13 protein-coding genes are annotated in these 15,286 nt (G+C 70.8%); 10 read left to right on the top strand and 3 right to left on the bottom strand.

Annotated features, from left to right (window positions below; translation table 11 throughout):
- The first annotated feature begins 26 nt into the window (after positions 1 to 26).
- Together map and OHT76_RS34565 are read left to right on the top strand one after the other, a co-directional pair.
- Complete coding sequence (gene map / locus OHT76_RS34570) at positions 27 to 794, top strand: type I methionyl aminopeptidase (RefSeq protein ID WP_328874789.1); 768 nt, start codon at positions 27 to 29, stop codon at positions 792 to 794.
- 109 nt (positions 795 to 903) lie between these two features.
- On the top strand, positions 904 to 3,453 hold the full coding sequence (locus OHT76_RS34565) for an ATP-dependent Clp protease ATP-binding subunit (RefSeq protein WP_328874788.1): 2,550 nt from the start codon (positions 904 to 906) through the stop codon (positions 3,451 to 3,453).
- Here the strand turns inward: OHT76_RS34565 and ggt are convergent, their stop codons facing one another.
- Positions 3,454 to 5,253, bottom strand: coding sequence for a gamma-glutamyltransferase (gene ggt, locus OHT76_RS34560; protein ID WP_328874787.1), 1,800 nt, complete (start codon positions 5,251 to 5,253; stop codon positions 3,454 to 3,456). It abuts the gene before it with no gap.
- A gap of 82 nt (positions 5,254 to 5,335) precedes the next feature.
- On the opposite strand from ggt, the gene OHT76_RS34555 reads away from it, so the two are divergent.
- Positions 5,336 to 6,094, top strand: coding sequence for a hypothetical protein (locus tag OHT76_RS34555; protein WP_328874786.1), 759 nt, complete (start codon positions 5,336 to 5,338; stop codon positions 6,092 to 6,094).
- Positions 6,095 to 6,210: 116 nt separating this feature from the next.
- Positions 6,211 to 7,764 (top strand): CocE/NonD family hydrolase, encoded by a 1,554-nt coding sequence (locus OHT76_RS34550; protein ID WP_328874785.1) that lies wholly within the window; start codon positions 6,211 to 6,213, stop codon positions 7,762 to 7,764.
- A 244-nt stretch (positions 7,765 to 8,008) separates the two neighbouring features.
- Here OHT76_RS34550 and OHT76_RS34545 read toward each other — a convergent pair whose 3' ends face one another.
- Both OHT76_RS34545 and OHT76_RS34540 read right to left on the bottom strand, forming a co-directional pair.
- Positions 8,009 to 8,752, bottom strand: a complete 744-nt coding sequence (locus OHT76_RS34545) for an amino acid ABC transporter ATP-binding protein (protein WP_328874784.1) — start codon at positions 8,750 to 8,752, stop codon at positions 8,009 to 8,011.
- 126 nt (positions 8,753 to 8,878) lie between these two features.
- Positions 8,879 to 9,319, bottom strand: coding sequence for a DUF6278 family protein (locus OHT76_RS34540; RefSeq protein WP_328874783.1), 441 nt, complete (start codon positions 9,317 to 9,319; stop codon positions 8,879 to 8,881).
- Between the two features lie 289 nt (positions 9,320 to 9,608).
- Between OHT76_RS34540 and OHT76_RS34535 the strand changes: the two genes are divergently transcribed.
- The 6 genes from OHT76_RS34535 to OHT76_RS34510 all read left to right on the top strand — a co-directional run bounded on the left by OHT76_RS34535 (position 9,609) and on the right by OHT76_RS34510 (position 15,185).
- Positions 9,609 to 9,770, top strand: coding sequence for a hypothetical protein (locus OHT76_RS34535; RefSeq protein ID WP_328874782.1), 162 nt, complete (start codon positions 9,609 to 9,611; stop codon positions 9,768 to 9,770).
- Positions 9,771 to 10,070: 300 nt separating this feature from the next.
- On the top strand, positions 10,071 to 10,784 hold the full coding sequence (locus tag OHT76_RS34530) for a hypothetical protein (RefSeq protein WP_328874781.1): 714 nt from the start codon (positions 10,071 to 10,073) through the stop codon (positions 10,782 to 10,784).
- Between the two features lie 42 nt (positions 10,785 to 10,826).
- Positions 10,827 to 11,423, top strand: a complete 597-nt coding sequence (locus OHT76_RS34525) for a class I SAM-dependent methyltransferase (protein ID WP_328874780.1) — start codon at positions 10,827 to 10,829, stop codon at positions 11,421 to 11,423.
- The gene (locus OHT76_RS34520; RefSeq protein ID WP_328874779.1) at positions 11,414 to 12,259 is read left to right on the top strand and encodes an SAM-dependent methyltransferase; all 846 of its coding nucleotides are present in this window, start codon (positions 11,414 to 11,416) and stop codon (positions 12,257 to 12,259) included. Before OHT76_RS34525 ends, OHT76_RS34520 begins: the two co-directional genes overlap by 10 nt.
- Before the next feature lie 42 nt (positions 12,260 to 12,301).
- A complete protein-coding gene (locus tag OHT76_RS34515) occupies positions 12,302 to 13,573 on the top strand; it encodes an MFS transporter (protein ID WP_328874778.1) in 1,272 nt (423 codons plus the stop codon).
- Positions 13,557 to 15,185: an FAD-dependent oxidoreductase gene (locus OHT76_RS34510; protein ID WP_328874777.1), complete on the top strand. Its 1,629-nt coding sequence runs from the start codon at positions 13,557 to 13,559 to the stop codon at positions 15,183 to 15,185. The genes OHT76_RS34515 and OHT76_RS34510 overlap by 17 nt, the downstream gene beginning before the upstream one ends.
- The last annotated feature ends 101 nt before the right edge of the window (positions 15,186 to 15,286 follow it).

Raw genomic sequence — 15,286 nt, 5'->3', positions numbered from 1 at the left:
ATTCTAATACCGGTATAGTAATTGGCATGGTGGAACTGAAGACGGATACATCGATCGATGCCATGTACGAGGCCGGCAAGGTCGTCGCGAGCGCCCTGACCGCCGTAAGAGAAGCCGCTGACGTGGGCGTTTCCCTGCTGGAACTGGACGAGGTGGCGCACGAGGTCCTGCGCGGGGCGGGCGCGAGCTCCCCCTTCCTCGGCTACCGCCCCTCCTTCGCGCCCACCCCCTTCCCGGCGGTCATCTGCGCCTCGGTGAACGACGCGATCGTGCACGGCATCCCGACCACGTACCGGCTGCGCGACGGCGACCTGGTCTCCATCGACACCGGCGCCGTACTCGACGGCTGGGCGGGCGACTCGGCGATCAGCTTCACGGTGGGCAGGCCCCGCCCGGCGGACCTGCGCCTGATCGCCACGGCCGAGCGCGCCCTGGCCGCCGGCATCGAGGCAGCCGTCGTCGGCAACCGCATCGGCGACATTGCCCACGCCATCGGCACGGTCTGCCGCGAGGCCGGCTACGGCATCCCCGACGGCTTCGGCGGCCACGGCATCGGCCGCCATATGCACGAGGACCCCGGAGTCCCCAACGAGGGCCGCCCCCACCGAGGCCTCCCGCTGCGCCACGGCATGGTCCTGGCGATCGAGCCCATGCTGATCGCGGGAGGAAAAGACGGCTACTACGCGGCACCGGACGGCTGGACGCTGAAGACGAACGACGGCTCAAGAGCAGCACACGCGGAGCACACGGTGGCGATTACGACCGAGGGCCCGAGGATCCTGACGGCAAGGTGATCGACCTTTCCTGCACATGCCCACCGCCCCACTTCGTGCCATCGTGGCTTAAACGCACCATGTCCGGGTTACCCGACTCCGGTACGTCGTCAACGAAGGTACGAAACCGATGACCAACGGCTTCAACGGCCCGGAGGGCTACGGCGACCCCTTCGGCGAGTTCCTCGCTCGCTTCTTCGGCGGCCCCCGCCCCGGTCCCCGCCAGATCAACATAGGCCAGCTGCTCAGCCAACCGGCCAGGGAACTCGTCCGCGGCGCCGCCCAGTACGCCGCCGAACACGGCAGCCGGGACCTGGACACCCAGCACCTGCTCCGCGCGGCCCTCTCCGCCGAGCCGACGAGGAGTCTGCTCAGCCGGGCCGGGGCCGACCCGGACTCCCTGGCGACGGAGATCGACGAGCGCTCGGGCCCGGTCCAGCACCCGCCGGGCGAGGCCCCGCCGCCCACCTCGCTCTCGCTCACCCCGGCCGCCAAGCGCGCCCTGCTGGACGCGCACGACCTGGCGAGGGCCCGCGGCGCCGGTTACATCGGCCCGGAGCATGTGCTCAGCGCCCTCGCCGCGAACCCGGACTCCGCAGCCGGGCACATCCTGAACTCGGCGCGCTTCAGCTCAACCGGCCTGCCCCCCGAGGCGCCGGACACCGCGCAGCGGCCCGAGCGGCCCCGCTCCGCGGACACGCCGACCCTGGACAAGTACGGCCGTGACCTCACCGAGCTCGCCCGGCAGGGCCGGATCGACCCGGTGATCGGGCGGGACGAGGAGATCGAGCAGACCATCGAGGTGCTCTCCCGGCGCGGCAAGAACAACCCCGTGCTGATCGGCGACGCGGGCGTGGGCAAGACCGCCGTGGTGGAGGGCCTGGCGCAGCGGATCGCCGACGGGGACGTCCCGGACGTGCTGAGCGGGCGGCGGGTGGTCGCCCTCGACCTGACGGGGGTCGTCGCGGGCACCCGGTACCGGGGCGACTTCGAGGAGCGCATGACCAACATCGTGGGCGAGATCCGCGCCCACTCCGACCGGCTGATCGTCTTCATCGACGAGCTGCACACCGTCGTCGGCGCCGGGGGCGGCGGCGAGGGCGGTTCGCTGGACGCCGGGAACATCCTCAAGCCGGCCCTGGCCCGCGGCGAACTGCATGTCGTGGGCGCCACCACGCTGGAGGAGTACCGCAGGATCGAGAAGGACGCGGCCCTCTCCCGCCGCTTCCAGCCGATCCTGGTGCCCGAGCCGACCCCCGCGGACGCCATCGAGATCCTGCGCGGCCTCAGGGACCGCTACGAGGCCCACCACCAGGTCCGCTACAGCGACGAGGCGCTCGTCGCCGCCGTGGAGCTGTCCGACCGCTATCTCACCGACCGCCGTCTTCCGGACAAGGCGATCGATCTGATCGACCAGGCCGGCGCCCGGGTGCGGCTGCGGGCCCGCACCAAGGGCACGGACGTACGGACCATGGAGCGCGAGGTCGAGCAGCTGGCCCGGGACAAGGACCAGGCCGTCGCGGACGAGCAATACGAGCAGGCCACCCAACTGCGCGACCGGATCGTGGAGTTGAAGCAGCGGATCGCGGACGCCGACGGCAACGGCGCGGCCGACGAGGGACAGAACCTCGAAGTGACCGCCGAGGCCGTCGCGGAGGTCGTGTCACGGCTGACCCACATCCCGGTGGCCAGCCTGACCGAGGAGGAGAAGGACCGGCTGCTGGGTCTTGAGCAGCATCTGCACGAGCGGGTCGTCGGCCAGGACGAGGCCGTGCGCGTGGTCTCCGAGGCGGTGCTGCGCTCCCGGGCCGGGCTCGCGAGCCCCGACCGGCCGATCGGCAGCTTCCTCTTCCTCGGCCCGACCGGCGTCGGCAAGACCGAGCTGGCCCGGGCGCTCGCCGAGGCGCTGTTCGGCAGCGAGGAGCGGATGGTCCGCCTGGACATGAGCGAGTACCAGGAGCGGCACACCGTCAGCCGTCTGGTGGGCGCCCCGCCCGGCTACGTCGGCCACGAGGAAGCGGGCCAGCTCACCGAGGTCGTGCGCAGGCACCCGTACTCGCTGCTCCTGCTGGACGAGGTGGAGAAGGCGCACCCGGACGTCTTCAACATCCTGCTCCAGGTGCTGGACGACGGACGGCTGACCGATTCCCAGGGCCGCACGGTGGACTTCACCAACACCGTCATCGTCATGACCAGCAATCTGGGCTCGGAGGCGATCACCCGGGGCGGTGCCGGTATCGGCTTCGGCGCGGGCGGTGAGGAGGCGGACGAGGAGGCGCGGCGCGAGCGGATCATGCGGCCGCTGCGCGACCACTTCCGGCCCGAGTTCCTCAACCGCATCGACGAGATCGTGGTGTTCAAGCAGCTCGACCCCGACCAGCTGCGGCAGATCACGAACCTCCTGCTGGACCGCACGCGCCGCCTCATGCAGGCGCAGGACGTCACGGTCGAGTTCACCGGCGCGGCCGTCGACTGGCTCTCCGAGCGCGGCTATCAGCCCGAGTACGGCGCCCGCCCGCTGCGCCGCACCATCCAGCGCGAGGTCGACAACCAGCTCTCCCGTCTGCTGCTGGACGGCCGGGTCACGGAGGGCGGCCGGGTGACGGTGGACGTCGAGAACGGACGCCTGGGCTTCCGCACCGAAGGCACGGAAGAGCAGGCGCCCGCCCCCGAGTTGTGACTACGGCGCCGGGTGCACCACCATCGCCGAGCCGCCGCCCCGGCGTACCTTCTCGGCCGCGGCGAGCCACTTGCCGTTCGGCAGCCGCTGGACGGCGGTCGCCGCGCCGATCTCGGGATTGAGCCGGAAGCCGTGCCCGATCGACTCCAGCTGTGCCCGCAACGCGCTGTCGTACAGCCCGGGTTCGAGCTCGGTGGTGGTCTGGTTGCGCTGGCTGGCGCGCGGCGCGGCGATGGCGTCGACGAGCGGCAGTCCGCGGTCGAGGAAGCCGGTCAGGGTCTGCAGCACCGTCGTGATGATGGTGGCGCCACCGGGTGAACCGAGCGCCACGACGGGCTTGCCGTGCTGGTCGAGAACGATCGTCGGGGACATCGAGGAGCGCGGACGCTTGCCCGGACCCGGCAGGTTCGGGTCGTGGACGGCCGGGTTGGCGGGGGCGAAGGAGAAGTCCGTCAGCTCGTTGTTGAGGATGAAGCCGCGGCCCGGGACCGTGATGCCGCTGCCGCCGGTCTGCTCGATGGTCAGCGTGTACGAGACGACGTTGCCCCACTTGTCGGCGACCGTGAGATGGGTCGTGCTGTCGCCCTCGTACGTCGTCGGGGCCGCCGTACCACTCGCGTCGCAGACGGCCGGGTTACGCGGGTCCCCCGGCGCGAGCGGGCTCGTCAGCACCGCGTCGTCCTTGATCAGGCACTCCCGGGAGTCGGCGTACCGCTGCGACAGCAACTCCTTCGTCGGTACGTCCTCGAAGGCGGGGTCGCCGACCCAGCGCCCGCGGTCGGCGAACGCGATGCGGCTGGCCTCGATGTAGCGGTGCAGGTACTGGACCTCGCTCGCCTTCGAAAGGTCGGTCCGCTCAAGGATGTTGAGGGCCTCGCCGACCGTCGTACCACCGGAGGAGGAGGGCGCCATGGAGTAGACGCCGAGGCCACGGTAGGAGGTCTTCGTGGGCGCCTGGGACTTGGTGCGGTAGGCGGCGAGATCCTTGGCCGTGAGGTCGCCGGGGCGGGCGTTCCAGCCCGAAGCGGGGTCCACGGGCGGCTTGTTGACCGTGTTCACGATGTCCTCGGCGAGGTCGCCGCGGTACTGCGCGCGCACCCCTTCACGGCCCAACTGCTCGTACGTACGGGCGAGATCGGGGTTCTTGAAGGTGGAGCCGACGACGGGGAGCGACCCGCCGGGCAGGAACAGCTCGGCCGTGTCGGGGAAGTAGCGGAACCGGGTCTCGTTCGCGGCGGTCTGCGCGCGGAAGGTGTCGTCGACGACGAAGCCCTCGCGGGCGAGGCGCTCGGCCGGCTCGAGCAGGCTCCCGAGCTTCTTGCTGCCCCACTTGTCCAGCGCCGTCTGCCAGGTGGCGGGCGTGCCGGGGGTGCCGACGCTCAGGCCACTGCTGACGGCCTGGGCGAAGGGGATCGCCGTGCCGTTCTCCAGGAACAGCCCGGAGTCCGCGCTCAGCGGGGCGGTCTCACGGCCGTCGATCGTGCGTACCGTACGGGATCTGGCGTCGTAGTAGACGAAGTAGCCGCCTCCGCCGATGCCCGCGGAGTAGGGCTCGGTGACACCCAGTGCGGCGGCGGTGGCGACGGCCGCGTCGACGGCGTTGCCGCCCTTACGCAGCACCTCGATACCGGCGGCGGAGGCGTCCGGGTCGACGCTCGCGACCGCGCCGCCGTAGCCGACGGCGACGGGGACCTTCTCGACGGCCGTATCGGAAGCGGTGGGAGGCGCCGCCGCCCCCACCGACACCACGGCGGCCGAGACCGCCAGGACCGACAGCTTGCGTGCGACGGAACGACGCATCCGCACCTCCAGTCAGGGACCGTTCGCGCAGCCTAATGGATCGACATGCCCCCGTCAGGAGCACCCGCTACCATGCGCGCCCATGAATGACGACGTACGCAATATCGTCCTCGGCGTGGTGGCCGCGGGCATCAGTGCCGCGCTCGGCTGGCTGGCCCGGACCTATGTGTGGAAGCGGAAGCTCCGCCGCAAACAGGCTTTCTTCGGGCTGCCGGAGAACTCGGAGTCACTGCTCGTCGTCAACCGCGATCCGGCCACCTCCGAACCCGCGGTGCACCGCTTCGACGTGTTCGCGCTCCTGGAGCTGTCCGCGCTGATCAAGGACTGCGGCGCGCACACCCAGGTGGTCACGCAGGACGCGGTCCATCAGGGCTTCGGTGAGCGCACCGAGTTCTGTGTGGGCGGTCCGGGGTCGAACCGGCGCATGCTGGCCCATATGTCCGCGATGCTGCCCGGGATACGGATCAACATCGACCCCGAACCCGGCCCGGAACGGGGCGCCTTCCAGATCGGCAGCGAGCGCTACCGCTTGGAGGCGGGTGTCGCCGAGTACGTATTGCTGGCCCGGCTCACCGCGGGCGACCCGAAGGAGAGCCGTCCGGTCTTCCTCTTCTGCGGCCAGCGCGCCATCACCAACCAGGCCGCGACCCGCTATCTGGCCCGCAACCACGAGCGGCTGACCCGCAAGTACGGCAGCAACTCCTTCGTCCTGCTGTTGAAGGTCATCAACTCCCAGGCCTACGGACCGGATGTGGTCGAGCTCGTCGGCGATGTCACCCGGACCGCACAGACACCCCTGCCGGCCCCGGCGACTCCCCGTAATTCCCACCGCGCCTCCTGAGGTCGCGCACATTTCAACGATCGTTACTCCCACGTAACTTACCGACGGGTTACCTACGGTAAGAGCCCGCGGTTACCGTCGGGTCACTTTGCACTGACACGAGTGAGGAGTGACCTGTGGGACCTCGCAAGGCTCTGCGCGCGACCGCCGTGGGCATCGTCTCGGCGACCCTGATCGCCGGCGTCGGCCCCGTCGCCTCGGCGGCGACGGGCGACGTCCGCTTCGTCGACATCACCGGCGACGGCGGTACGACCCTCAAGGCGAACGTCATCACCCCCGCCGGGGCCGACGGCACGCGCCGCTACCCGCTGTTGGTGTTCCCCACGAGCTGGGGCACACCTCAGGTCGAGTATCTGGCCCAGGCCCAGAAGCTCGCGAACTCCGGTTACGTCGTGGTCAGTTACAACGTCCGCGGGTTCTGGCAGTCCGGCGGCGAGATAGAAGTGGCGGGCCCGCCCGATGTGGCCGACGCCTCCCGGGTGATCGACTGGGCGCTCGCCAACACCCCGGCCGACGCGGGCCGAATCGGCATGGGCGGCGTGTCGTACGGAGCCGGCATCAGCCTGCTCACCGCCGCGCAGGACGAACGGGTCAGGGCAGTTGCGGCACTGAGCGGCTGGGCGGACCTCATCGACTCGATCTACTCGGGCCGCACCCAGCACACCCAGGCGGCCGCGCTGCTGGACGGGGCGAGCCTGGTCACCGGCCGCCAGAGCGCCGAACTGCGGGAGATCTTCAACGCCTTCCAGTCCTCCGACCTGAGCAAGGAGGACACCATGATCGCCTGGGGGAAGAAACGTTCAGCCACGACCTATCTCGACCAGCTCAACGACAACGCCCCCGCGGTACTGCTCGCCAATGCCTGGGGCGACTCGATCTTCCCGCCCAACCAGTACGCGGACTTCTACGAGAAGCTCACCGGCCCCAAGCGCCTGCAGTTCCGCCCCGGCGACCACGCCACCGCCGAACTCACCGGACTGCTCGGCCTGCCCAACGACGTATGGACCGACACCGAGCGCTGGTTCGACCGCTATCTGAAGGGCGAGCACAACGGCATCGACCATGAGCAGCCGGTCCAGCTCAAGTCCCGCTCCACGGGCGGCTACGAGGGCTACCCGGACTGGAAGTCGGTCGGCGCGACCAGCCGCAAGATCGCCCTCGCCGGCTCCACCACGATCCGCACGAACGTCAACTCCGGTGCGGACGGCGGGCTGGTGCTGCTGACCGGTCTCCTCGACCAGATCGCCAAGCTGCCCCCGCTCGCGTCCATCCCCCTGCTCCCCCGCCGCTGGGCGGCCGTATGGCAGTCGGAGAAGTACCCGAGCGCCCAGCAAGTGCGCGGCACCGCCCGGCTGCACACCACCCTCACCCCGACCGAGGAGAGCGGCACCCTCGTCGCCTACCTCTACGACGTGGGGCCGCTCGGCCTCGGCAAGCTGGTCAGCAACGCGCCGTACACCTTCCACGGACGCACGCCCGGAAAGCCGTTCGGTGTCGACCTGGAGCTGTTCTCCACGGCCTACGACGTCCCGGCAGGGCATCGTCTCGCCCTGGTCGTCGACACGGTCGACCCGCTCTACATCGAGCACAACCCGACCGGCGCGCAGCTGACCTTCTCCTCGCCGGCGAACGACCCGAGTTACGTGTCGGTCCCGTTGCGCGAGCAGTGATCTCCGGCTGCCGCCGGGCGGGTATGGCTCTGTGTCTGCTGCCCCCTGCGGTCGAGGGGCCGTGGGGGGGATCCCCACCCGGCAGCAGCGTCCCGGCCATGGCTACCGCTAGGGGGACGAACCGCCCATCCTAGTCGAGGCTCGGCGCGAGGCACTTCCCGGGCGGTGGGCGGGGCTTGAGCATCCGTAGTCCGGTGCCGTCGAGGGCACACGTGTGGTACGCGGCATGGGTCGCACTCCCTGCTCAGTGCTTGAGGATCTTGGACAGGAAGTCCCGGGCGCGCTCGCTCTCCGGGGCGGTGAAGAACTCCTCGGGCGCGCGGTCCTCGACGATACGGCCGTCGGACATGAAGACGACGCGGTTGGCGGCGGACCGGGCGAAGCCCATTTCATGGGTGACGACGACCATCGTCATGCCCTCGCGGGCCAGTTGACGCATGACTTCGAGGACCTCGTTGATCATCTCGGGGTCGAGCGCCGAGGTCGGCTCGTCGAACAGCAGCGCCTTGGGCTCCATGGCGAGGGCGCGGGCGATCGCCACCCGCTGCTGCTGCCCGCCGGAGAGCTGGGCGGGGAACTTGTCGGCCTGGTCGGCGAGGCCCACCCGGTCGAGGAGTTGCCGCGAGCGCTTGTCCGCCTGGTCCTTCTTGCGTCCGCGGACCCTGATCTGGGCCAGCGAGATGTTCTGCAGAACGGTCTTGTGGGCGAAGAGATTGAAGGACTGGAAGACCATGCCGACATCGGCACGGAGCCGCGCGAGGCCCTTGCCCTCCTCGGGCAGCGGCTGTCCGTCGAGCAGGATCGTGCCGGAACGGATCGTCTCCAGCCTGTTGATCGCCCTGCACAGGGTCGACTTCCCCGACCCCGAAGGGCCGATGACCACGACCACCTCCCCCTTGCCGACGGTGAGGTTGACGTCCTGCAGGACGTGCAGCTCCCCGTAGTACTTGTTGACGTCTCGCAGCTCGATCAACGGATCGACGACCATGCCCAGCCCTACCCACTCTCAGCTGTGTCGTGGTTGCCGCAAACTACCCAGACAAAACGGGAGTTAATGCACGACACGCACTTTTCGGGCATTACCCGTATTTAAGCCGCAGCTCAGGCCACGGATTCACGCCTCGGCGACCTCCCCGTAGAGCTGCGAGAGCTCGGGCACGCCACTCGAGGCCCACTCGTGCCCGGAGGCGACGACGTCGAACTCACGGCCCGAGGAGAGCCGTACGACGGGCTGGCCGTTGGGCCAGATCTCCCACTGCGCGCCCGGGACCGTGCGCACGATGACCGTGCCGAGGTAGAGGCCCGCGTCATTGCCGAGCCAGGGCAGCACCTCCTCGTCGTCCCGCCAGCGCGGAAGCAGCTGGTCGAGAGCCTCCAGCGAGGTGGCCGAATCGTCCAGCCGGACCCCCTCCCGGGCCGCCTGGGAGCGGAGCAGATCGCACTCGGAGAGCAGCTCGGCGATGCCCTCGTGACTGTCGTCACCGTCAGAGAACACAGCGACGCCGAGGGCGGGACCGCGCCGCTTACGCCAGCCGCCCAGGAAAGGGATGTTCATAAGCTCAGCCTCGCACCGACCATGCCACCGGCACCACCGGCACGCGGGAACCGACCGACCGGATACCTCTTGCCAAAGCTTATTCATCCTCCGTAGAGTTCATCAGGTCATGAGTTCAACGAATGTTGACTTTGGCCTTCCGGGAGGCGGGGACCCGTGCGGAAGATCGGCCGTGGGACCGCTCCCGTCGAACCCGTCGGGCCTCAACCGCCACCGCTCCCGAGATCGTGAGCGGCCCCGTCCGTGGGCGGCGCGACCGCTGCCGCCCCTCATCGAAGGGAACTCGGACATGCCCGAAGAGACGCGGGTCATCCGCATCCACCTGGAGCCCGGCGAGGACGGCGTGACCCTGAGCGCCGTCGCCGCCGCCTCGGCCACCGCGCACAGCGAGACCCTGCTGCTGGAGGCCACCAACATCACCGAGGCCACGGTCATCGAGGTCGAGGTCTGACCCCACACCGTGGCGACATGGACCGGAGCAGAACACGACCCCCCGGGCTCGTAGAGGGACGGGCTCGCGGAAGAGCGCTCGAGGGACCCCCGGGACCGCCGAGGGATCGGAATCGGGGGCGAGCGCTGCACGGCCTTCCCGGCCCGTGAGGGACGGGCCGGGAAGGGCCGCGCGACGGTCCGGCGCGGCATGACGGGGGAACCGGGCGGGAGCCCGAACGGAGGACGAGGTCGCGATGAGCGAGACGGTTGCTTCAGCCGGCACCGCAGCTCCGCCGGTCATCGAGGAGTTGGGGCGGCCGTGAGCGTCCACCGACATGTCCAGTGGCGCCGGGATCCGGACGGAACGGCCTACCGCGCCCAACGGTCCTTCCCGGCCGGTCCGCCGAACGCGACCGTGCTGCTCGCCGGTCCCGGAACCGTCTCGGACCTCGACGGCGAGGGCCGGGACCATGAGCTGCTGGAGAAACTGACGGCCCGTCTGGTGGCCTCCGGTGCTCAAGTGTTGCAGTGCGACATGCCCGCCCGCGCCCGCAACTCCCCCGCCTCGGCGGCGGACGAGCGCATCCGCGCCGAACGGCTGCGGTCGCTGCTGGACGGAAACCGGCACGTGATGACCGGTTCCCTGTCTCTGGTGGGCTTCTCCCTCGGCGGCCAGGCGCTGCTGCGACTGCTGGAGACCGGCGCGCCGCCACGCGCGGACCGCGTCGTCCTCATCGGCACGGTGGTGGAGACGGACGCCTTCCTCACCTCCCGCATCGCCCTGATCGAGCTGGTCTACGGCGGCTTCGACCTGGTCGGCTATCTGGCCGACGAGGTCGACGACAAGCTGCCGCCCGCGGTGTTCGAGCCGGCCGTGTACGCCGACTGGTCCGCCCGCCATCTCATCGGCCCGCACTCACCCGCGGTCCGGGTCCATGTACTCGAAGGACTCGGTCACACCCTGCACCCGTGCGGCCCAGGCCCCGCCCGCGATCCGTTGCCAGCACTCGCCACCTTGGTCGGCGTCACCTGATGGCGTCACCGCAGCTCACAGCACGACAGGAAAGGGAAGGCCATGCCCGCGAGTGAGACTCTCTCCAGCCGACGGTTCGACGGGATCGCCGACGACTTCTTCGCCGGCGAAGTGCTGCACCGGACGCTCGGGCCGCAGACGGGCAGCGCGATCTGCGACGTGGCCTGTGGCGCGGGGAGCCTGGCGCTGTCCTTCGCCGACGAGTACCCGGCCCGGCTGGTGGGCGTCGACGCGGACCCCTCGATGCTGGAGTCCTTCCGCAAGCTCGCCGCCGAGAGGTCGGTCTCGGTGGAGACCGCGCGGGCCGCCACCGAGGAACTGCCCTTCCCCGACGCCTCGTTCGACCTGGTGGTGTCGCTGTTCGTCCCGCACCGCTTCCAGGACGCGGCGAGAGCGGTCGGTGAGATGGCCCGGCTGCTGCGGCCTGGCGGGCGGCTCGCGGTGATCGGTCCGCAGAGCCACCAGGACTCGGCGCGCAGGCACGCCCTCGCCGAGTGGGTCGGCCGCCTGCGGAGCACGGGACTTCGCGTCCTGGCCGCCCGCGGCGGTCAGCCGGAGAGCCGTACCGGCCTACCGGTCACACGCTGGTTGGTGATCGGTGTCAAGCCTTTGGGCGGAGGTGCGCCGACATGCCGGTGATCAGGCTGTTCTCCCCCGACGCCGGCCCCGGCACCGCCATCCTGGAGCAACTGGCCGCCGACGTCACCGAGTTGCTCCGACTGCCCGCCGGTCACTGCTGGGTGTGGTGGCACCGTCTGGAGCCCGGCACCTATCACCGGCCCGAATGGCGCGCCACGCACACTCGCCCGGCCCCGGTCGGCTTCGTGGTGTGCAAGGAGAGCTACAACAAAGACGAGTTGGGCGCGCTGCTCCGGCTGCTGCAGGCGCGGCTCGCGGAGCTGCTGGACGTTCCGGCGGACGAGATCTTCCTGACCGTGCAGCGGGCCGTCGCGGGTGAGTTACTGGTCCGGGACGAGGTGTGGTTCGCGCATCTGGAGGAGCCGCGGCCGGACGCCGTCACCGACCTGGTGCCCATCGGAGTCGTCCACACCGACCGCGGCGACCTGTCCGACGACGACTGGGGCGATGTCACCTCGGTGATCCGACTGGACGGCGAACGGTTCACCTCCGAGGCGCTGCTCGGTCTCGACAGTTTCTCCCACCTGGAGGTCGTCTTCCACTTCCACCGGGTGGCGCCGGAGAAGGCACACACGGGGGCCCGGCATCCGCGGGGCAATCCCGAGTGGCCGCGGGCCGGGATCTTCGCCCAGCGCGCGAAGAACCGCCCCAACCGCATCGGGGTCTCGCGCTGCAAGCTGCTGAAGGTGGACGGGCTCGATGTCCATGTGCGCGGCCTCGACGCCGTGGACGGCACACCGGTGCTCGACATCAAGCCGTATCTCACCCAGTTCGGGCCGCGCGAGGACGTCGTACAGCCCGCGTGGGTCGACGATCTGATGCGGGACTACTACTGAACCTCCGCACCACTACTGGAACCTCCGCCGATCGGAGCCGACATGAAGAAGTCCGCCGAGCGCGAGCGGCTGCCGCGCACCGCGTCGGCGCTGCTGGCCGCGGTGTTCGTGGACGCCCTCGGCAGCGGGCTCTACCTGGCGGTCTCCGTCGTCTTCCTCACCCGCTATCTGGACCTGGGCAGCAGTGAGGTGGGCCTCGGTCTGGGTGTCGCGGGCGCGGTGTCCTTCGCGCTGCTGGTGCCCACCGGGATCCTGGCGGACCGGGTCGGTCCGCGCACCATGCTGATCGCCGCCCATCTGACCCGGGCGGCGCTGCTGGCGTGCTACCCGTTCGCGTCCGGGTTCGTGCCCTTCCTGCTAGTGGTGTCCCTGCTCGCGGTGGCCGACCGTGCCGCCTCGCCGCTGGTGCAGGGGATGTTCGGGGCGGCCGTGGCCGCCGGGCAGCGGGTGCGGGTGATGGGCATGGCCCGGTCGCTGCAGAACCTGGGCCTCTCGCTCGGCGGTCTCGCGGCCGCCGGGGCGCTGCTGTGGGACAGCGACGGGGTGTATCTGGCCGTCGTGTTCGGCAACGCGCTGTCGTTCGTGCTCGCCGCCGCGCTCGTGGCCCGGCTGCGGCCCGGCGGGGGCGGCGGGGGCCGGCCGCTGCCGTGGCGGCGGCGCCTTGCGGTGTTCCGGGACCGGCGCTTCACCGTGCTGACCGTCCTCAACTCCGTGGTGAGCCTGCATGTGACGGTGCTGACGGTCGGCATCCCGCTGTGGGTGCTCGCCCATGACGAGCTGCCCAGGTCCGTGATCGCCTGGACGCTGGTGCTCAACACGGTGGTGGTCGTGCTGTTCCAGGTGCGGGCCACACGCGGCATCGAGAGCGCCGAGGACGGCGGCCGCGCGCTGCGCCTGAGCGGACTGCTGCTCGCCGCCGGCTGCTGCGCGCTGGCCGCCACCGGCCAACTGCCCACGGCCTGGGCGGTGGTGGCGCTGCTCGGCGCCGTGGCCTTCCAGGCGTTCGCGGAGATGCACCAGCAGGCGGGCGCCTGGGCGATCTCCTACGACCTCGCGCCCGCGGACCGCCGCCAGGTCTATCTGGCTTTCTTCAGCCTGGGCAACGCCGCCCGCAACACCTACGGTCCGCTCGTCGTCACGTTCCTCGTGGTACAGCGCGGGGCCGTCGGCTGGCTGCTGCTCGGTGCCCTGGCGCTCGGCTCCGGTGCCTGGGCGGCGCGGGCCGGCCGGCCTTCCGCTGCTTTTGGTGCGCAGCCCGCACCCGCCGTTTCGCTGACCTATGTCCAAGGAGAGTCCCATGGCACCCACCCCTGAGCAGTCCGTCATCATCGTCGGAGCAGGGCCCACCGGATTAGCGCTGGCCTGTGAGCTGGCCGCCGCCGGAGTCGCCTGCACCGTCCTGGAACGCCGTACGGCGCCGTCCGCGCAGTCCCGTGCGATGGGCGTGTACCCCAGGACGATGGAGGTGCTCGATCTGCGCGGGCACGCCGATGCCCTCACCGCCGTGGGCCGGCCGGTCGGCCGGATGCTGCCCGCGCCGGGCGCGGCGATCGACTTCACGGCGATCGACAGCCCTTTCCCGGCGCTGTATGTGATCCCGCAGAGCCGCACCGAGGAGGCGCTCCAGCAGCGCGCGATCGACCTCGGGGTCATCGTGCAGCGCGGGGCGGAGGTCTTCGGCCTTGAGCAGGACGCCACCGGTGTACGGCTGCAGGTGCGCACCGAGTCCGGCGAATGGGAGGAGAGCGCCGACTACGTCGTCGGCTGCGACGGCGCGCACAGCGCGGTGCGCGAGCTGTCGGGGATCGCCTTCCGTGGCCACACGTACGACATCGCGCCGATCCTCGCCGACGTCTACCTGGAGACGCCGCCGCCGGACGATGTGTCGATCCTTTCCGGGGGCGGCGCGATGATGGTGTCCGTGCCCTTCGGGGACGGGCTGTACCGGGTGGCGGTGGGGCACCGCAACCACCCGTGGACGCGGGACGAGGTGACTCTGGAGGAGCTGGCCGAGCGGCTGACGGAGGTGCTCGGCTTCGACCCGAAGCCGCACGATCCGCAGTGGCTGGCCCGGTTCAAGATCCACCAGCGGCTCGCCGACCAGTACCGCACCGGCCGGGTGCTGTTGGCGGGCGACGCGGCGCATCTGCACTCGCCGCTCGGCGGCCAGGGCCTGAACCTCGGTATTCAGGACGCCGTCAACCTCGGCTGGAAGCTGGCCGCCACGCTCCAGGGCTGGGCGCCGGCCGGGCTGCTCGACACCTACCAGAGCGAGCGCCGGCCGCAGGCGCAGAAGATTCTCAAGGCCACCGACCACGCCACCCGGATGGCGACCCACCCCTCGCCGGTGGTGTCGGGCCTGCGCCGGATCGTGCTGTCGCGGCTCCTCGGGCGGCGCCGGATCCAGAAGGTCGCCGGCGAGGCGCTGTCCGGACTGCGGGCCGGTTACGGCGGCCGCGGTCGCCCGGCCGCTCTCGGCGGCGCCCGGCTGCGCCCCGGCCAGCGCGTGCCGGATCTGGCGGTGCCGCAGGCGGAAGGAGCGCCGGTACGGCTGTACGAGCTGATGCGCGACGGCCGGTTCCTGCTGCTCGACCTGCACAAGGACGGCGGGGCCGCCGCGGTCGCCGACGCCTGGGGCTCCCGGGTCTGCCCGGTCCGGGTCGACGGTACCGTTCCCCAACTCTCGGGCATCGGCGCGGTATTGGTCCGCCCGGACGGCTACGCTGCCTGGGTGGACAGCACGTCGTCGAGCACCGGCCGCGAAGGGCGCGTACGTCAGGCCCTGCACCGCTGGTGCGGCACCGAGGGCCCGACCCCGCAACGCCACCCGGCCCCCACCGCCGAAGCCGCGGCCCTCGCGCGCCCGGCCCAGCAGAAGCAGACCGAGGCCCCCGACACGGAACCGGCCCCCGCCGACCGCACGTGACAAGAGGACACCGTGGAGGACCACCACAGTCCGGCCGCCTGCCTCGACCTACCTCCCGCGCGGCGCGTCGTCGTCGCGCGGGGGCGTGCGCGGACCAGATG

This window comes from Streptomyces sp. NBC_00287, from assembly GCF_036173105.1.
In the GTDB taxonomy this organism is placed as follows: Bacteria; Actinomycetota; Actinomycetes; order Streptomycetales; family Streptomycetaceae; genus Streptomyces.
This window is presented reverse-complemented; position numbering and strand designations above follow the sequence as displayed.